The 18,439-nt window shown below is 72.1% G+C and carries 17 protein-coding genes; 9 read left to right on the top strand and 8 right to left on the bottom strand.

Going from position 1 to position 18,439, the window contains the following annotated elements; genetic code table 11:
* Positions 1-44 precede the first annotated feature (44 nt).
* Positions 45-887: a helix-turn-helix domain-containing protein gene (locus tag ACGFIO_RS20630; RefSeq protein ID WP_392827885.1), complete on the top strand. Its 843-nt coding sequence runs from the start codon at positions 45-47 to the stop codon at positions 885-887.
* Here the strand turns inward: ACGFIO_RS20630 and ACGFIO_RS20625 are convergent.
* A complete protein-coding gene (locus tag ACGFIO_RS20625; protein ID WP_392827884.1) occupies positions 851-1,714 on the bottom strand; it encodes a hypothetical protein in 864 nt (287 codons plus the stop codon). The genes ACGFIO_RS20630 and ACGFIO_RS20625 overlap by 37 nt on opposite strands.
* Positions 1,715-1,895: 181 nt before the next feature.
* On the opposite strand from ACGFIO_RS20625, the gene ACGFIO_RS20620 reads away from it, so the two are divergent.
* Together ACGFIO_RS20620 and ACGFIO_RS20615 are read left to right on the top strand one after the other, a co-directional pair.
* The gene (locus ACGFIO_RS20620; protein WP_392827883.1) at positions 1,896-5,549 is read left to right on the top strand and encodes a tetratricopeptide repeat protein; all 3,654 of its coding nucleotides are present in this window, start codon (positions 1,896-1,898) and stop codon (positions 5,547-5,549) included.
* Positions 5,546-5,947, top strand: coding sequence for a hypothetical protein (locus ACGFIO_RS20615; RefSeq protein ID WP_392827882.1), 402 nt, complete (start codon positions 5,546-5,548; stop codon positions 5,945-5,947). Before ACGFIO_RS20620 ends, ACGFIO_RS20615 begins: the two co-directional genes overlap by 4 nt.
* Before the next feature lie 44 nt (positions 5,948-5,991).
* Here the strand turns inward: ACGFIO_RS20615 and ACGFIO_RS20610 are convergent, their stop codons facing one another.
* From ACGFIO_RS20610 to ACGFIO_RS20590, 5 genes are all read right to left on the bottom strand, one after another.
* Positions 5,992-6,840: an amidohydrolase family protein gene (locus tag ACGFIO_RS20610; protein ID WP_392827881.1), complete on the bottom strand. Its 849-nt coding sequence runs from the start codon at positions 6,838-6,840 to the stop codon at positions 5,992-5,994.
* 153 nt (positions 6,841-6,993) lie between these two features.
* Positions 6,994-8,604, bottom strand: a complete 1,611-nt coding sequence (locus ACGFIO_RS20605) for an amidohydrolase (RefSeq protein WP_392827880.1) — start codon at positions 8,602-8,604, stop codon at positions 6,994-6,996.
* A 9-nt stretch (positions 8,605-8,613) separates the two neighbouring features.
* Entirely contained in the window at positions 8,614-9,273 is a 660-nt protein-coding gene (locus ACGFIO_RS20600; protein ID WP_392827879.1) for an IclR family transcriptional regulator, read from the bottom strand.
* Entirely contained in the window at positions 9,270-10,409 is a 1,140-nt protein-coding gene (gene fahA, locus ACGFIO_RS20595; RefSeq protein WP_392827878.1) for a fumarylacetoacetase, read from the bottom strand. Before fahA ends, ACGFIO_RS20600 begins: the two co-directional genes overlap by 4 nt.
* Positions 10,406-11,602 carry a homogentisate 1,2-dioxygenase gene (locus ACGFIO_RS20590; RefSeq protein ID WP_392828121.1) on the bottom strand — a complete coding sequence of 399 codons (1,197 nt, stop codon included), beginning with the start codon at positions 11,600-11,602 and terminating at the stop codon, positions 10,406-10,408. The genes fahA and ACGFIO_RS20590 overlap by 4 nt, the downstream gene beginning before the upstream one ends.
* A gap of 238 nt (positions 11,603-11,840) precedes the next feature.
* Here ACGFIO_RS20590 and ACGFIO_RS20585 point away from each other — a divergent pair, with 238 nt between their 5' ends.
* From ACGFIO_RS20585 to ACGFIO_RS20575, 3 genes are read left to right on the top strand one after another with little or no spacing between them, the layout of a single operon-like run.
* Positions 11,841-13,349 (top strand): TetR/AcrR family transcriptional regulator, encoded by a 1,509-nt coding sequence (locus ACGFIO_RS20585; protein WP_392827877.1) that lies wholly within the window; start codon positions 11,841-11,843, stop codon positions 13,347-13,349.
* Positions 13,346-13,942: a transcriptional regulator gene (locus ACGFIO_RS20580; RefSeq protein ID WP_392827876.1), complete on the top strand. Its 597-nt coding sequence runs from the start codon at positions 13,346-13,348 to the stop codon at positions 13,940-13,942. Before ACGFIO_RS20585 ends, ACGFIO_RS20580 begins: the two co-directional genes overlap by 4 nt.
* Positions 13,939-15,114 carry a PEP/pyruvate-binding domain-containing protein gene (locus ACGFIO_RS20575; protein ID WP_392827875.1) on the top strand — a complete coding sequence of 392 codons (1,176 nt, stop codon included), beginning with the start codon at positions 13,939-13,941 and terminating at the stop codon, positions 15,112-15,114. Before ACGFIO_RS20580 ends, ACGFIO_RS20575 begins: the two co-directional genes overlap by 4 nt.
* A gap of 21 nt (positions 15,115-15,135) precedes the next feature.
* On the opposite strand, the gene ACGFIO_RS20570 is transcribed toward ACGFIO_RS20575, so the two are convergent.
* Both ACGFIO_RS20570 and ACGFIO_RS20565 read right to left on the bottom strand, forming a co-directional pair.
* A complete protein-coding gene (locus ACGFIO_RS20570) occupies positions 15,136-16,260 on the bottom strand; it encodes a hypothetical protein (RefSeq protein ID WP_392827874.1) in 1,125 nt (374 codons plus the stop codon).
* On the bottom strand, positions 16,257-16,592 hold the full coding sequence (locus tag ACGFIO_RS20565) for a PadR family transcriptional regulator (RefSeq protein ID WP_392827873.1): 336 nt from the start codon (positions 16,590-16,592) through the stop codon (positions 16,257-16,259). Before ACGFIO_RS20565 ends, ACGFIO_RS20570 begins: the two co-directional genes overlap by 4 nt.
* Positions 16,593-16,724: 132 nt before the next feature.
* Between ACGFIO_RS20565 and ribA the strand changes: the two genes are divergently transcribed.
* From ribA to ACGFIO_RS20550, 3 genes are read left to right on the top strand one after another with little or no spacing between them, the layout of a single operon-like run.
* Entirely contained in the window at positions 16,725-17,354 is a 630-nt protein-coding gene (gene ribA, locus ACGFIO_RS20560) for a GTP cyclohydrolase II (protein WP_392827872.1), read from the top strand.
* A 2-nt stretch (positions 17,355-17,356) separates the two neighbouring features.
* Positions 17,357-17,833, top strand: a complete 477-nt coding sequence (locus ACGFIO_RS20555; RefSeq protein ID WP_392828120.1) for a deaminase — start codon at positions 17,357-17,359, stop codon at positions 17,831-17,833.
* Complete coding sequence (locus ACGFIO_RS20550) at positions 17,826-18,281, top strand: MarR family winged helix-turn-helix transcriptional regulator (protein ID WP_392828119.1); 456 nt, start codon at positions 17,826-17,828, stop codon at positions 18,279-18,281. Before ACGFIO_RS20555 ends, ACGFIO_RS20550 begins: the two co-directional genes overlap by 8 nt.
* The last annotated feature ends 158 nt before the right edge of the window (positions 18,282-18,439 follow it).

Here is an 18,439-nt window from a genome sequence, read left to right as displayed (position 1 = left end):
CAGTCCCCCGGCGTTCCTGGTAGTGCCGGGACTACCGTGGGAACGTGGACAACGCGCTCGGTGACTTCCTGCGGGCCCGCCGCGAGCTCGTCACCCCCGCCGAGGTGGGTCTGCCGCCCGGCCACGGCCTGCGGCGGGTGCCCGGGCTGCGCCGCGAAGAGGTGGCGATGCTCGCCGGCATCAGCGCCGAGTATTACCTGCGGCTCGAGCAGGGCCGCGACCGTAGCCCGTCGGCCCAGGTGATCGACGCGATCTCGGCCGTGCTCCAGCTCGATCCCGAGGGTACGGCGTACCTGATGGCCCTGGCCGCCCCGAAATCCCGCCGCCGCCCCGCCCAGCGCGAGCCCCGCCTCCCCGCCGGCCTCGACCTGCTCCTCGGCACGATCAACGTGCCCGCTTTCGTGATCGACCAGTACATGGACGTGGTGGCCTCGAACGCCCTGGCCCAGCGGCTCTTCCCCGACATGCTCCCCGGCGTCAACCGGCTCCGCAGCCTGTTCCTCGACCCGTCCTCCCGCACCTGGTATCCCGCCTGGGATCACCTCGCCGCCGCGGCCATCGCCCACCTGCGCGCCCGGGCCGGCGCCGACACCGGGGACGAACGGTTGCGCACCCTGATCGGCGAGATGTCCCTGAAGAGCGAGACGTTCCGCACGCTGTGGGCCCGCCACGACGTAGGCCTGGCGTCGGCCGGCCGCGTCCTGCTCCACCACCCGACGGCCGGCCCCCTGGAGCTGCTGACCGAGAAGTTCGCCGTGGTCGGCACCGACGGCCTGGAGGCGCTGCTGCTGCACGCCGAGCCGGGCACCCCCACCGCCGAGGCCCTCGACCAGCTGAGCTCCTCGCTGACTCAGAGCGGGGCGTCGAGCAGCACCGAGACGGCCTGAACGGTGGCGTAGCCGCGCCATTCCAGGGCGGCGGCCGGGCTGAAGGCCGCGAAGGTGATCGGCCAGCCGCCGTCGGGCTGCTGCAGACCGGCCAGCCGCTCCCGGTCGGCCGCGACCGCGTCCGCGTCGAACGACGACCGGGACCGCGTGCCCGGGTGCGGCGTGAAGTCGAGCAGGTGCAGCACCTCGCCCTCGGCGCCGCCGGCCACCCGGGTCGGGCCGTCGCTGTTGGCGTAGCCGGCCAGGCGGCCGGTCAGGGGGCTGTCGATCGCGTCCAGGAAGCGGAGCAGGAACATCAGCTCGATGGCGAACGGCGGCTCGTCGATGCGCTCGATGGCGGCCAGGCCGTAGCTGGTCGCGGCGGCCAGCCAGGGATGCCCGGCCACGCCCGGGTGGTGCGGGGCGAGGCGGTGGGCCTGCGCGGCGAGCTGGGCGGTCATCATCAGCGACGGCGCGGCGGGGTCGGCGCCGGCCCAGTGCGGGGCGCTGCCGGCGGTGTCGGGGTACGCCCGGGCGAACGGCACGCTGCCGTCGGCGAGGGCCTGGCCGGCCAGCCAGTCGAGCAGGCGCGGGGCGCGGTCGCCGGTGTCGCGGAGCTCGGCCAGGACCTCCAGGGCGTGCATGGCGGCGACGGGCTGGCTGGTCACCGACCGCAGATCGGGTTCCAGCGCCCAGCCGTACCCGCCGTCGGGGTTGTGGTAGCCGTCGAGGGCGAGCAGGACGTGCTCCGGGGCGCCGTCGCCCAGCAGGTGACGTAGCCGGCGCCAGTCGAGGAGGCGTCCGTGCGTACCCACGAAGTTGGTCGCAGCTTCAAGATCGAAGTCCATGCCGCTCATCCTGCCAACGGCCGGGCCGACGCCGCACGCCGGAATGAATCGTCTGGTCGTTACTTGTGGAGGCCGGCGCGGCACAGCAGAGTGACAGGGTGCTGACCGCGCCCACACGCCTAGTGATCTTGGACTGCTCGGCCCCACCCGTCGATGGCGAGTCGCTCGAGCGGTGGCGGCGTTGACCGACCGGTTACTGATCGATCTGACCGACGGCGGTCAGGTCACCGTATCGGTGCTGGGCGACGTCGCGGGCGGGCTCCCGGAACCCGGTGCGCCGTTTCCGCTGGCCTGGGCCTGGGACACCGCCGACGCGGAGGACTTGCGCTGGTATCTGGAGGACTACCTGCGTGCCCCGTACGGGGTCTATCAGGACCGTGGTGAACGGGTGGCGCAGCGGCTGACCCAGTGGGGTCAGGCCGCGTTCGGAGCCGTGTTCGACGCATCTCGCCAAGCCCGCGACTCCTACGTGAGGCTCCGCGCGCAAAGCGGGCCGGTCGAGATAGTGGTGCGCTCGGCGGCCGGCGGGCTCCTGGGCCTGCCGTGGGAACTGCTGACCGATCCGGCCCGGCCGACGCCCTTGGCACTGGACGGCGTGCGGGTCCGGCGGGCACTGCCGATCGCGAACCTGACGGGTACGTTCACCGTCAGTGGTGAGCGGCTGCGCGTGCTGATGGTGATCTCCCGACCGGCCGGAGACCGCGACGTCGGCTATCGCATGGTCGCCCGCCCCCTCCTGCACCGCCTGGAAGCGGTCCGCGGCGACGTCGACCTGGTCGTCTTGCGGCCGCCGACGCTGGACCGCCTGCGGGAGGTCCTGGCTGAGGCGCGAGCGGCCGGGCAGCCGTTTCAGGTGGTGCACTTCGATGGTCATGGCGCCTTCACCAACCGGCCCGCCCCGGTCGCCGCGGGCGTGCCGGTGACCTTGTCGGGGGCGGCACCGCGGGGCGTACTCGTGTTCGAGAAGCCCGGCGGCGGCGCGGACCGGGTCCCCGCCGACCGCATAGCCGCCGTGCTGGCACAGGCCCAGGTCCCCGTCGTGGTTCTCAATGCCTGCCAGTCCGGCGCGCTGGGGCACGACGTCGGGGCCGCGGTCGCGACCCGGCTGCTGCAACAGGGTGCCGCGGCGGTGGTGGCGATGGCGTTCAGCGTCTACGCGGTCGCCGCGGCCGAGTTCATGACCGCGTTCTACCAAGAACTGTTCGCCGGCGGCCAACTCGCCGACGCGGTCACCGCCGGTCGCACCCGGCTGGCCGAACGCAACACCAGACCCAGCCCCAAGGGACTGCTGCCGCTGCACGACTGGCTCGTCCCCGTCCTGTACGCCCGCCAGGATGTCAGCTTTCCCCACCTGCATCGGGCACCGGCCACCACCGCGTCGCTCGATCAGATCCCCGACGCCATCCGGCCGCGACCCGAGCCCGGAGAGCGGGGTGGCCCGCTGGCCGCCGTCCGGGGAGGGTTCGTCGGTCGCGACGGCCTGTTCTACGACCTGGAAGTCGCCACCCGCCTGCAGAAGATCGTGCTGCTGCACGGGCCGGGCGGCACGGGCAAGACCGAGCTGGCCAAGGCGTTCGGCCGGTGGTGGCGCGACACCGGCGGCGTCGACGACCCCGACTGGGTCATCTGGCACTCCTTCGAACCCGGCACAGCCTCCTTCGGCCTGCCCGGCATCCTCGCCACCATCGGACTACAGATCTTCGGAGCCCCGTTCACCCGACTCGACGACGACGAGCGAAGCAACGCGGTGCTGCGGGTGATGGCCACGCGTCGGTTGTTGCTGATCTGGGACAACTTCGAGTCGGTGTACTCCATGCCCGACCCGGCCGGCGCCACCCCACCCCTCGAAGACACCGGCCGCCGGCAGATCACCGACTTTCTCATCGCCGCCGCCACCGGCATCAGCGCCGTCGTGATCACCAGCCGCAACACCGAACCATGGCTCGGTGACATCCGCCGCATCCAGGTCAGCGGCCTCGGCCGAGAGGAAGCCGACGAATACACCGACGTCCTGCTCGAGCCCTACTCGAACGCCGCCGCGCGCAGACACGATCCGGCGTTCGCCGATCTCATGACCGCGCTGGCGGGCCATCCCCTGAGCATGCGTGTGGTCCTGCCCCACCTCGACACCACAGAACCCGCCACCATCGTGCACGAGCTGCGCGACGCCGGTGGACAGTTGCTCGGCGACGACAGTGCGGGCCGGACCACGTCGCTGGCCGGCAGCATCGCCTACTCCTACCGGCACCTCGCCACCGACCACCGACAGGCCCTACTGGTACTCAGCCTGTTCCACAGCGTCACCGACGCCAACGTCCTCGGCGTGCTCTCCACCGTCACGACCGCCCCGGAACAGTTCCGCAACCGCACCACCGCGGACTGGGTCGCGCTACTCGACCTGGCCACCGGCCTCGGACTCGTCACCGCCCTCGGCCACGGCCTGTACACCATCCACCCCGCCCTACCGGCCTACCTCACCGGCCAGTGGCAACGCCAGCCGGAATACCCGGGCCGGCGGGCCGCCACCGAAGCAGCTCTCCTCGAGGCCTACGCCACCCTGGCCCAATGGTTGATCCAACAGATCAAATGCGGCGCCGCCGAGCTCGCCCTGAACCTCGTCCACGCGCAGCGGCACACTCTGGGCGCGATACTCGGCTACGCCCTGCACATCGGACGCTATGAACCCGCCTCGGCCGTCGCCCACGTGTTGATCAGCTACTGGGACATGATCGGACTAGGCCACGAGGCTCGCGGGTGGACCGACCGCATCCAGCACGCCACCGAGACACCCGACGGCACCCCACCACCTTTGAACACCCCGGCCGGGCAGCTTTGGCTGCTCGTCGTCGGCGCACACGCCAGCCGCCAGGCCGAAGCGCTGCAACTCGACCCCGCTGAGCGCACCTACCGCGACATTCTCGACATGCTCACCGACCAACCCGGCACCGACAGCCGATCCAGCCACCTGGCCAGGACCCACCACCACCTCGGCGTGGTCGCCCAACAGCGCGGCGACCACGTGACCGCCGAACAGCGGTACCGGCAATCCCTCACCATCAGAGAACAGCTCGGCGACCAACCCGGATTGGCCATTTCCTATCACGACCTCGGCCGGGTCACCCAGGACCGCGGTGACCTCAACGCCGCCGGACGGTGGTACCGGCAATCGGTCACCATCAGCGAAAAACTCGGCGACCGGCCCGCCATGGCCAGCACCTACCACCAACTCGGCACCGTCGCCCAACAGCAGGGCGACCTCAGCACCGCCGAGCAGTGGTACCGGCAGGCCCTCACCATCGAGGAAGACCTCGGTGACCGGCCCGGAATGGCCAACAGCTACCACCAACTCGGCATGGTCGCCCAACAGCAGGGCGACCCCGACACCGCTGAGCAGTGGTACCGGCAGGCCCTCATCATCGACGAAACACTCGGAAACCGGCCCGGAATGGCTTCCAGCTACCACCAACTCGGCATGGTCGCCGAGGACCGAGGCGACCTCGACACCGCCGAGCAGTGGTACCGGCAAGCCCTCACCATCAAGGAACGACTCGGAAACCGGCCCGGAATGGTCAGCACCTACCTCCAACTCGGACTCCTCGCCGAACAGCGAGGCTCACCCGTGGAAACCCTGGAATGGCTCATCCGCTGCGTCACCCTGTTTCCCGAGTTCCCGCACCCGGCCACCCGCCTGGCACCGGCCCACCTCACCCGGCTGACCACCCAGCTCGGCCGGCCCACCCTCCACCAGGTGTGGCAAAAGGTCGCCGGACAGCAACCACCTCCAGCCGTCACCGAATACATCCGCATCCGGCAGAACGAAGGATCCACCACATGACCGAAGCCGTCGCCGCCATCGCCCGTGCCACCGCCGATCGACTCGCCGACCGGTACGGCCCCCACCTGTCCACCGCCGTCGAAGCCGCCGTCCATCAGACCGACGGTCGCCCTCAGCAGTACGTCGACCCGGTCGCGATCGGTGGCCTCATCGTCTCCGTCGCCACGCTCGCCTGGCAGATCCACAAGGATCTCAAGAAGACGACGCCCGAGCCGAAACCCCAGGTCGTCACCCGCACCGTCCGCCTGCGACTCCCCGGCACCACCGGGCTCGCGCCGGCCGACCGCGACCTCATCATCGACGCCGTCGTCACCGAGATCTTCCAACTCCCCAACACCCAGACGCGGCCAGCCCTGGACGCCGGCAACAGCGGCGAAGCAACCGGGCCGACGCCTTAAGCCCGGTCGGGGTTTGTCAGAGAGCGCGCCGGTCAGCGCCATGGTCAGGAAGCAATCCGGTAGAAGCGCGCCGCCGTGGCCGACCCGACCGCCTCACGTTCGGCCGGTGACGCCGCGTTCAGGCCGGTCAGCATGGCCTCGCGGACCTCCTGGTAGCCGCCGGCGAGCAGGCACACCGGCCAGTCGGAGCCGAGCATCAGCCGGTCGGCGCCGAACAGCTCTAGTGCCTCGAGGATGTAGGGCCGCAGGTCGGCGCTCGTCCACGAGGTCAGGTCGGCCTCGGTGACCAGGCCCGAGATCTTGGCGTACGCGTTGGGCAGCCCGGCGAGCGGCCCGATGGCCAGCCGCCACTCGGCGAACCCCTCGTCGCCGGCCCGAACGCGCGGCTTGCCCAGGTGGTCGAGCACGAACCGGACGGACGGCAGGTCGCGGGCGGCGCGGGCGGCCGACGGCAGCTGGTCGACCCGGACGACCAGGTCGAAGCTGAGGTCGAGCCGGCCGATCAGGGCGAGTCCCCGCCGCACGGCCGGGTCGTCGAGGTAGCCGGGCGGCGCGGCCCGCACCTGGCTGCGGAGGCCGCGCAGCTTGTGGCCGCCGGGCAGTGCGCGGTAACCGTCCAGCACCTGGGCCAGGCCGGGGTCGGCGGGGTCGGCCCAGGCGACCACCGCCCCGATCTCCTCGGTGTGCTCGGCCTGCCCGAGCAGGATCGCGGCCTCGCCGGTGTCCTCCCGGCCGCCCTCGACCAGCACCGAGCGGCGCACCCCGGCGGCGGCCAGTTCCCGGCGTAGATCGTCGACGCCGAAGGTGCGCCGGATCGGGGCCATCGCCGGGGCGAGGAGCCAGTCGTAGGTGCGGGACGAGAGGTCCCACAGGTGGTGATGCGCGTCGATCATGGGCTCCATACTGGACTGTCCGGATCCGCATTTGCGGACAGGGTGGACCGGCGCATGGCCGCGCCGACACCGGGGGCGGCCAGGGCGAGGCAGCGGCCGCCGGTCACGCGTACCGGGTCGATGAAGTGTTCGGGCAATCGGATGTCGGCCCGCTCAGGCGCGATGAGCGACAGTGCCGTCGACCACGGTCAGCGGGACCGGGGACTCGGCGAACTCGTCCGGACCGGCGGTCAGCGGGTTCAACCCGAACACCGAGATGTCGGCCTGGAAACCGGGCACGACCCGACCGGTCACCTCGGACAGGCCGGCCGACGCCGCCGCGGCCGTGGTGTAACCGGCCAGGGCCATCGCCGCGGTCAGCGCCTGGGCCGGCCCGATCGGTTCGACCTCCGGCTCGTTGGCCGGGCGGCGCAACCGGGCCGAGGCGATGACGCCGCGCGGATCGTACGGCGCGATCGGCCAGTCCGAGCCCAGCGCGATCCGGCCGCCACGATCGCGCACGTCCCGGACCCGGAAAGCCCGCCCGGCCCGCTCCGGACCGAGCCGCCGGGACCAGTTGTCGCCGCCGTCGGCGTGGGTGAAATGGGTGCAGTGGTTGGGCTGCATGCTCGCCGTCACGTCGAGCGCCGCGAACCGGGCCACCAGCGGCGACGGCATCGTCTCCAGATGCTCCATCCGATGCGGTACCGGCGACACCCGGCCGACCAGCTGATAGGTGTCGAGCACGTACCGGATGCCCGCGTCCCCGATGGCGTGCGTGACGATCGGGACACCGGCCCCGGCCAGAAACCGCACCGCGGCCCGGTAGTCCTCCGGCGACGGCCACAGCGACGACGTCGACTCCCCCAGCGTGTCCGGGGCCTCCAGCCACGCCGTACCCACGTCGATGACACCGTCGATCATGAACTTGGCGCCGTCGACCCGCCACCGACGCCCGCCCGCGCGCTGCAACTCGACCACCGCGGCCAGCCCGTCCGCGTCCACACCGGGATTGACGAACGGCGCGCACCGCCACCGGACCGGCAGCTCGCCCTCGTCCTCCCCGGCCGCGAACAGGTCGGCCGAGTCGTCCTCGAAGTCCATCGCGTTCGCACCGGTCAGCCCGCTCGCCGCCATCTCGCCCAGCAGCCGCCGGAACCGGGCCCGCCGCTCACCCGGCTCGTCGGCCGGCATCACCTCGTCGAGCAGCGCCGTGGCCTCCATCTCGAGCAGGTGCCCGGTCGGACGGCCGTCCGCGTCACACGCCACGCTCGCCCCCGACGCGAACTCGCGCGGCCCGTCGACGCCGGCCAGTTCCAGAGCGCGCGGACTGCCGATGGCCGAGTGCGCGTCGAACATCTGCACCGCGCACAGCACGTCCGGGCCGAGCGCCTCGACGATCGGCGCGTTGGTCACCGGCACGTCCCCGAACGCGTTCGGGTCCAGTCCCCACGCCTCCACCCACCCGCCCCGGCCCACCGACTCGCCGGCGCGCCGCAGGGCCGCGGTCAGGTCGGCGATCGAGCGGACCGCGGTGAGGTCGGCGCCACGGGTCATCCCGATGCCCATCACCGGGTGAAAATGGCCGTCGACCAGCCCCGGCGTGATCGTGGCGGCGCCCAGATCGATCACCTCGGTGTGCGGGCCACGCCAGTCGCGGATGTCGGACCGGTCGCCGACCGCGGCGATCAGGCCCCCGGCGACGGCGACGGCCCTGACCGGCGGGCCGTCGGAGGCTCCGGTGACGACGGTGTCGGCCAGCAGGATCAGGTCGGCGGCGGGCATGCGCCCAACCTATTCGATGATCTTCCCCGCGGCGGCCACCACGGCCCGGCCGATCCGGGTCTCGGTGAACTCCGACTCGACGTACACCACGGCCAGGGCCGCGCCGGCCCGCACGATCGGCGCCGCCACCGACCGCAACCCCGGAATGACCTCACCCAGCGACACCGCGAACCCGGCCTGACGAGCCGCGACCAGCGCGGGGCGGTCATCCGGGTGCGGCGCCTCGGGCATCAGCAACGCCAGGCCCGGCGCGCCGCGGTCGACCGGATGCCGGATACCCGGGCGGTACGCCACGTGCGCCGGCGTGTTCCGCGGTTCGACGCTGGTCACGGTGATCGCCTCGGCGCCGGCCCGGACCACCAGGAAAGCGGTCATCCCGAGCTCGGCCGCCAGCGCGGTCAGGTGCGGGGTGGCGGCGGTCGGCAGATCCGTGCGTACGCCACGAGCCAGCACCGCCAGCCCCAGACCGAGACCGAACCGCCCGGCCGCGTCCCGCTCGACCAGGCGGTGGTCCTCGAGGGTGCGCAGCAGCCGATAGGTGATCGACCGGTGCATGCCCAGCGCCTGACCGATCGCCGCGGCCGTCCGCGCGGCCCCCGCCCCGGCCAGATGTTCCAGGATCCGGATACCCCGGTCCAAGGTCTGGGACTGGGGCGCCACATCGGTCATGTCGCGGGCTCGACGCGCCCGGTCACCTCGCCGAAGCCGATCCGCTCGCCCCCCGGCCCCGGAGCACTCGCGGTGATCGTGACCACGTCACCGTCCTCCAGGAAGGCCCGGGTGCCGCCGTCGGCCAGCGCGATCGGGTCGGCGCCGTTCCACGACATCTCGATCAGCGAGCCGCGCTGGTTGCGCTCCGGGCCACTGACTGTGCCCGAGGCGAACAGGTCGCCCGTACGCAACGAAGCGCCGTTGATCGTCATGTGGGCCAGCTGCTGGGCGGCCGTCCAGTACATCGGCGCGAACGGCGGCGACGAGACACGTTCGCCGTTGAGCCACACCTCCAGCGTCAGGTCCAGCGCCCACGGCTCAGCCGAGTCGTCCAGATAGGGCAACACCGGCACGTCCCGCTCGGGCGGCGCGACCCGGGCCGCCTCCAGCGCGGCCAGCGGCACCACCCACGGCGACACCGAGGTGAGGAACGACTTGCCCAGGAACGGGCCCAGCGGCACGTACTCCCAGGCCTGAATGTCCCGGGCCGACCAGTCGTTGACCAGGCACACCCCGAACACGTGCTCCGCGAACGCGCCGACCGGCACCGGCTCACCCAGCCGCGACGGCACCCCCACCACGAACCCGACCTCGGCCTCGATGTCCAGCCGACGCGACGGCCCGAACGTGCCGCCCTTCTGCTGGCCGTGCGGGCGCCGGACCGGCGTACCGGAAACCTGGACCGTGCCCGACCGGCCGTGATAGCCGATCGGCAGGTGGGTCCAGTTGGGGGTCAGCGCCGGCTGGCCGGGCCGGAAGATCTGCCCGACGTTCTCGGCGTGGTGCCGCGAGCTGTAGAAGTCGACGTAGTCACCCACCTCGATCGGCCGGTGCATGGTCACCTCGCCGCGGAGATGAAGGTGCTCCTCCTTCGGATCCGCCAGCCCCGCGGTGATCTCCTCACGCAGGCGGGCCCAGGCTTGCGGGCCACGAGCCATGAAGGCGTTCAGAGAGCCCGTCGCGTGCACCTCGTCACCGGTGACCGCGGCCAGGTCGAGCACATGATCGCCGAACGCCACGCCGGTCCGTGGCCGGCCGCCCGGGGTCGAGAAGATGCCGTACGGCAGGTTGGCCAGACCGAATCCGTCACTCACGCCGACGGCCCCCGCCCCGACCAGGTCCACGCGTACCGGCCGTCGTCCGACGCCGTGCCGCCCTCTCCCAGGCTCAGCGGCCGGAACGTGTCGACCATGACCGCGGTCTCGTCGAAGAACTCGACGCCGAGCGAGTTCTGCACGGCGCCCGGCTGCGGCCCGTGCGAATGCCCGCCCGGATGCAGCGAGATCGACCCCTTGCCGATACCCGAACCCTTCCGCGCCTCGTAGTCACCGTCCACGTAGAACATGACCTCGTCCGAGTCGACGTTCGAGTGGTAGTACGGAACCGGGATGGCCAGCGGGTGATAGTCGACCTTGCGCGGCAGAAAGTTGCAGATCACGAAGTTGGCCCCCTCGAAGACCTGGTGCACCGGCGGCGGCTGGTGCACCCGCCCGGTGATCGGCTCGAAGTCGGCGAGGTTGAAGGTGTACGGGTAGAGGCAGCCGTCCCAGCCGACCACGTCGAACGGGTGCTCGGGCACCACATGGACGGTGCCGGCCAGCCCGCCCGGCCCGTCGCCCCGGTGCTTGACGTAGATCTCGACATCGGTGCCCTCGGCCAGCAGCGGCTCGTCCGGGGCGTGCAGGTCCCGCTCGCAGTACGGCGAGTGCTCCAGGAACTGGCCGAAGCGCGACAGGTAACGCTTGGGTGGGGCGATGTGTGAGTTCGCTTCGATCGCGTACGTACGCAGCGCCTCCTCGCCTGTCGGCAGCCACCGGTGCGTCGTGTTGCGCGGAATGACGATGTAGTCGTTCCTCTTGACGTCCAACGCCCCGAACACGGTCTCCACGGTGGCGGCGCCACGCTCGACGAACACGCATTCGTCCCCCGTCGCGTTCCGGTAGAACGGCGAAGGGCTCTCACTGACCGAGTACGAAATCCGGACGTCCGCGTTGCCCAGGACCAGCCGCCGCCCCGTGACCGCGTCCTGCTCCGCTTTCGGGAAGAGGTCGTGCAACTTGAGATGCCGTGGAATCAGCGGCTGATTGGGCGTCAGCGACTGATCCGGCAACGTCCACGGCCGGGCGTCGACCAGCGACGACGGGATGCCGCGGTGATAGAGCAGGGACGAGTCGGACGAGAACCCTTCCTCACCGACCAACTCCTCGGAGTAGAGGCCGCCATCCGGGCGGCGGTGCTGGGTGTGCCGCTTGGGCGGGACGCTGCCCACCTGCCGGTAGTACGCCATCCGATAATCGAACACCACGTGCGCATATCGGTCCACCCCTTCGCCACCGGTCTCCTCCCGACGAACGCCTTTGCCTCGCATCCTTCACACCAGAACAGTGGTGGGCGTGAGCGGTGGACGGGGGCCGGGCACCGCTCGGGCCCATAGTGTCTAGAGCATCCTAGGAACCTAGCGTTATTTCAAAGACCGGCGGTATCCGGATACCGTCAGTCTTTGGCTTTGGACGTAAGGGGGCGCGGTGGTACGGCTGAGCCGGGCAGAACAACAAGAGCGGACACGGGCCGCGGTCGTCGCGGCGGCGCGCGAAGAATTCGCCGTCCACGGGTTCGCCGACGCCCGGATCGACCGGATCACCGAGCGGTCGGGGTTCACGCGTGGGGCGCTCTACGCCAACTTCCCGAGCAAGCGGGCGCTCTACCTGGCGGTGCTTCTCGACCTGGAGCGCGGCGAGGACACCGCCCCGATGGAGACCGGGCTCGACCTGGCCGACCTGGTCGAGGGGTTCGCCCGGGTCTGGCTCGAACGCCTACCACTCACCAGCGACGACCCGCCCGCCGCGCACCTGAGGCTCCGCTCGCTGTCCGGCGTCTTCGACATCGCGACGCCACACACCACCGGCCGCCCCTCCCCTACGCCGCCGGTGAGAGGCGCTCCACCGGCGGCATACGCATCGGCGTCGCCTCAGCGTGGTGCCGCGGCCTCGATGTCTACGGATGCCGCCATGCCGGCAGGAGGGAACGCCGCGCCTTCGAAGACAGGAGGCGCCGAGCCTTCAGCTGCGGGAGGCGATGAATCTCTCGCCGGGGCGAGCGCCACGGGCCGGGCTGCGGGAGGCGTCGCGGCACCGGCGGAGGGCTCGGGATCTGGCGGCGGCGTTGACGGCCCCCGGGAGGCGGCCGCGGCCGAACGGGCGGCTCTGGCCGGTGTCGCTCGGCTGGAAGGGCTACTGCTCGGGCTGGCGCTGGAGACTCGGGCGCCGGGGCGGCGGCTGGTGCGGATGGCCGACGTTGTGCGCACGCTGCTCGACGGAGCCTGCCATCGGGCCGAGATCGCGCCGGGGGTGGGCGACGCGTTCGATGTGGTCCGTGCCTGTCGGCAGCTGGCTTCGCTCGACCTCGGGGAGGTGTGGGAGCCGCCGCATCAGGGGTTTGTGCGGCCGGCGACCGAGACCGGGGCGGTGTGGGATCCGCCTGGGCCGATCGTGGACCTGGCGGAGGGTGGAGAGGTGGACCTCCGGCGGTGGGACGGGCTGGTCGTCGTGCTCGGGACTGGGCGGCTCGGGGCGGCCGAGGAGGCGGTCCGGTCGGGTGAGGCGGTCGCGCTGGTGGTTGTCACGGAACGGCCGGCCGACTTGGGGGCGCTGGTCCGGCTGCGGGTGGCGGACATGGCCGGTTGTCTGCGGCGGCTCGCGGAACCGAGGCGGGGCGACCCCGGGCAAGGTGAGCCCGCATGGGGTGACCCGGCGCGGGGTGGCTGGGCGAAGGGTGAGGAAACGTGGGGTGACCCAGCGCGGGGTGAGGGGGCACGCGGCGAGGGAACGCGGGGCAACCCGGTGCGGGGTGAGGGGGCGACGGCAGCGCCGTTCCGGGTTGTGGTGGACGAGGACGGGTCGATTGCGCGGGCGCTGGGGGTGGCGGCTCGGGACCAGGTCGAGGTGGCGGTTCGGGTCAGGGGGCGGGAAGTGCTCGCTCGGGCGGACGGGCGGGGTGCGGCGTTGGCGGTTACCGACGGGCGGGGTGCGCGGTGAACGACGAAGAGGGACAGGTGCTGCATACGTTGCGGTGCATGGGGGTCAGCTCGGTGGAACGGGTCGCGGACGCGGCGGGGATGGGGGTGGATGACGCCGAAGGATCGCTGATTGGGTTGGGGGCGGCAGGGTTTGTCACGCGTCACGGGGGTGTCTTCGGTGGGTGGGGGGTCACCGGTGCGGGCAAGGCAGCGGATGCCCGGTGGGCCGAGCGGGAGATAGACGCGGCGGGTACGCGCGGAGTGCTCACGGAGGCGTACCGCGAGTTCGAAGGGTTGAATCTCGAGGTTCTCGACCTTTGCACGGCCTGGCAGATGCGTGCCGGCGGCGTGCTCAATGATCACCGCGACGCGGGGTACGACCGGCGGGTGCTGGCGGGGCTGGTCGAGGTCGACGGGCGGGCGGCCACCCTGATCGAGGCGATGGCAGGCGCGGCGGGGCGGTTCAGACGGTACCGGGAACGGCTCGGGGCGGCGCTGGGCCGGGTGCGGGCGGGTGAGACGGGCTACGTCACCGATGAGGTCGGCTCGTATCACGGCATCTGGTTCCAGCTGCACGAGGATCTGCTGGTGACGTTGGGGATCCCGCGGTGATCCGGCAGCTGGGCGCCGAGCTCGGTGACGACGCCTCGGTGCTCGGCGGTAAGGCGTACGGGCTGGTCCGGCTGTTGCGGCTCGGGCTGCCGGTGCCTCGGGGGGTCGTGATCGGCACCGCCGCCGGCCGGGACTATCTCGCCACCGGACGGCTGCCGCGGGGGCTGGACGCGGCCGCGGACCGGCTCGGCGGGGCGGTGTCGGTGCGGTCGGGCGCGGCGGTGTCGATGCCGGGGATGATGAGCACGCTGCTCGATGTGCGGCCGCCGCTCGGCCCGGCGGTGGCTGCCGTCTTCGACTCGTGGAACACGCCCCGGGCGCTCACCTACCGGCGGCTGCACGGCATCGCGGACGGGCTCGGCACGGCGGTCATCATTCAGAGCATGGTGTACGGGGACCGCGACGAACGCAGCGGCTCCGGTGTGGCGTTCAGCCGGAATCCGAACACGGGCGAGCCCGGCCCGTTCGGCGATTACCTGCGGGGGCGCCGGGGTGACGCCGTGGTGTCGGGCGAGGAACGGTCCGAACCGGTCGCCGTGCTGCGGGGCGGTGAGGTCTGGCCGGCGCTGAGTCAGGCGCTGGCCGTGGTCGAGCGGCACTACCGCGACCTCTGCCAACTGGAGTTCACGGTGGAGTCCGGGCGGCTGTGGCTGCTGCAGGTGCGGCCGGGCGGGGTCGCCGGGCACGCCGCCGCGCGGGTCGCGGTCGACCTGGCCGACGAGGGGATCATCACGCGGGGCGAGGCGGTCGCCCGGGTCGACCTCGAACGGCTCCCGCGCGTACCCCTTCTGCCCGGCGACGTGCCGCCGCTGACCCGCGGTCTGGGCGCCTCACCGGGGGTCGCCACCGGGCGGGTGGCCACCACGGCCGACGCCGCGGTCGGGATGACCGAGCCGGCCATCCTGGTGCGGCCGGCCACGTCCCCGCTCGACCTGCACGGGCTGGCGGCCGCCGCGGGCGTGGTGACGTTCCGGGGCGGCCCGGCCAGTCACGCCGCGGTGGTGGCCCGCTCGATGGGCAAGCCGGCCGTCGTCGGCGCGCCGATCGACGCCCTGCACGACGGCCTGCTCGTCACCATCGACGGGTCGACCGGCGTGGTCGCCGCCGGCGCGCACCGGCCGGGCCGGCCGGCCGTCTCACCGGCCGAGGCCCGGCTGCGCGCCTGGTCTTGAGACGTCCCGCACGAACCCGGCTCAGGGCTCCGGGGCGCCGCGGGCGGACTCGATGGTGCCCTGCTTCGCTGCGTCCGTCGGCACCGCGGCGTCCCGGCCGCCGCCCCACGCCGCGGTCACCATGGTGATCACGGCGAGCAGGAAACCGAGGAGGACGCAGCCGTAGCCGTAGGTGAGGCTGAGCGACCAGAACGGGGCGATCGGTGGGTCGAGGACGAGCGGCTCGGTGACCATGCCGATCAGGCCGATGACGGTCTGCGGCAGGGTGATCATCAGGGCCAGCGTCGCGGTGGTGTGGCCGGCCAGCCGGGCGCCGGGGGTGGCCCGCTCGGTCCGCCGGCTCACCCAGCCGGTCAGCAGCCAGCCCAGCAGGGCGCCGAGCAGCAGGCCGGCGATCGAGGCGGCGGTGACGTACCAGGGTGGGAGCCGGGTCAGGATCGCCGAGGCGTAGAAGCTGCCGGGCGGCATGCGGTCGCTGTTGCTGATCGTGTTGGCCCCGAACTCGATGCTCAGGCCGTCGCGGGTGGCCCAGAAGGCGCGACCGCTCTCGTCCAGGGCACCGGTCGCGATCCAGGTGTTGCCGGTGGGCCAGACGTCGCGCACGGTCCAGCCGTCGGCCTCCATCCGGGCGATCACGGCGTCGGTGTACGGGCGGTATCGGCCGGCCACGTAGTAGCCGCCGGCCGCGCCGAACTCGTAGGTGGCGTACTCGAAGTCCTCGTCCCGGCCGAAGATCAGCTGCTCGGCGAAGGACTTCTGGCTGATGTCCAGGAACAGGCCGTCCTGGCTGCGGGCGCCCTCGACCGGCAGGCCGGTGAACACGGTGCCGGTGATCTCGGCCAGGCCGGCGCCGGACGGGAGGTCGGGGACGGCGTTCCAGGTCGCCCGCGCGGCGAACGCGGCCCCGGCGTACCCGAGGGTGATGGCGACGAGCGCGGCCGCGACCACCACCCAGCGGCTGCCGGGCCGGCCCAGGTGGGCGCGTAGCCCGTACCGGAGAAGGTTGAGGGTTTCGGCCGGGGTGGGACGGGTGCGGCCGGGCGGGGCCGCGTCGAGCAGGGTGCCGAGCAGCTCTTCACGGCGAGGACCCGATGGGTACGCGCGGACGAGCCGCCGATAGCGCCGGGCCAGGCGGTCAGTGCTCACGCCGGACCCAGCTGAGGCCGGGCCCGCAGCTGGGCCGCCGCCGTCCGCGCGTTGCGTTGCAGCCGTTCGGATTCGGCGGCCAGCGCCGCCGCCCCGCGGTCGGTGAGCCGGTAGTACCGCCGGGTCCGTCCGTCGACGATCTCGTCGTGATCGACGGCGACCAGCCCTTCGGCGGTGAGCCGGTCGAGCGCCGCGTACAGGGTGCCGGCCAGCAGCGTGACCTGCCCATCGGACAGCCGGACGACCTCCTGGATCACCCCGTACCCATGCCTGGCCCGGTCGGCCAGCGCGGTGAGGATCCAGAAGGTCGGCTCACGCATCGCCTTACCCATGACCAGCAATGTATAGATCAGTTGAGTATGCGGCAAGTCGCCGTGTGATCAGCGACACCGGCGGATTTTGTTGAAGTTTCAGGATCTTGGGTCGACTGTTGTTGCTGAAAGTTCAAGGATCGGGGGCGCACGATGACCGACACACTGACCGTCCCCACGGCCGCGGTACGCACGCGCGTCGTGGTGCCGCTGGAATTTCCGGACGGGTACGCCACCACCGCCGAAGTGTTCACCTTCGACGGGCTCGTCGACGGCAAGGAGCACCTGGCCCTCGGGCTCGGCGACTGGCGCGCGGCCGCGGTGCCGCTGGTCCGGCCGCACAGCGAGTGCCTGACCGGCGACGTCTTCGGCAGCCTGCGCTGCGACTGCGGGCCACAGCTGCGCGAGGCGGCCGAGCGGATCGCCGGAACCGGCGGCATCCTGCTCTACCTGCGCCAGGAAGGGCGCGGCATCGGGCTCTACGCCAAACTCGACGCGTACGCGCTGCAGGACGCCGGCCTCGACACCTACGAGGCGAACGTGGCCCTGGGGCACGGCGAGGACGAGCGCGACTACACCGCCGCCGCCCAGATGCTCGCCGCGCTCGACGTCACCAGCATCCGGCTGCTCAGCAACAACCCGGACAAGGCAGCCCAGCTCGCCGCGCTCGGCGTCGCCGTCGACGAGCAGGTGCCGACCGGCGTACACGTGTCGCCGTCGAACGTGCGTTACCTGACCACCAAGCGCGACCACACCCACCACACCCTCGACCTGGCAGGCTGAGCATCGTGCAATCGGAGTACGACCGGCACTGGCTGACCGCCGCGATCGACCTGTCGCGCCTCTCACCGCCCTCCCCCGCGCGCTACGCCGTCGGGGCGGTCATCGTCGGCGCCGACGGCACCCTGCTCGCCTCCGGCTACACCGCCGAGGGCGACGACCACATCCACGCCGAAGAGGCCGCGCTGGCCAAACTGTCCGCCGTCGAAGAGGGCGCCACGATCTACAGCTCGCTCGAACCGTGCACGATGCGGCGCTCCCGCCCGTTCCCCTGCACCGATCTGATCCTGAACGCCGGCCTGCGGCGGGTGGTCTTCGCGCTGCGGGAGCCGGAGATCTTCGCCGACTGCACCGGCCTGGAGACCTTGCGGGCCAACGGCGTCGAGGTGGTCGAGCTGGCCACGCTGGGCGCCGGGGTCGTCGCGGTCAACGCGCACCTGCTCAACCGGAACTGTGATGACCGAGCCGCGCTGGTTGACTGACGCCGAGGCCGGCACCTGGCTCAACCTGGTGCAGGTGCTGATGACGCTGCCGACCTCGCTGGACCGGCAGCTGCGCGAGGAAGCCGGCATCCCGCACGCGTATTACCAGATTCTGGCCATGCTCAGCGACGAACCGGGCCGGGCCATGCGGATGACCGACCTGGCCCGCCGTACCGGCACGACCAGCAGCCGCCTCTCGCACGCGGTGGCGGCGCTGGAGCAGAAGGGCTGGGTGTGCCGGCAGGCCTGCCGGACCGACAAACGCGGCCAGGTCGCCGTGCTCACCGACCTGGGCATGTCCACCCTGGAGGCGGCCGCGCCGGGGCACGTGGCCGAGGTCCGCCGCCGGGTCTTCGACGCGCTCACCCCGGCCGAGGTCGAGCAGCTGGGCGCCATCGCCGGCAAGCTCAACCGGGCGGATAGCGCAACCGCGCGGCGTCCGGGCTGATCCCGGGCCGGCCCGGCGCGGCCGCCGCTCGCGCAGGCCCTCCACGGTGGGCAACCAGTCCCGTTCGCCGAAGGCCGGTAATCCGTCCACGTTGATCAGCCTACGGCCGGGGCGACCAGACGGACGCCAGAAACGAAGATGGTCGATGCCTTGACATC

This window comes from Actinoplanes sp. NPDC049265, from assembly GCF_043197135.1.
GTDB lineage: Bacteria > Actinomycetota > Actinomycetes > Mycobacteriales > Micromonosporaceae > Actinoplanes.
This window is presented reverse-complemented; position numbering and strand designations above follow the sequence as displayed.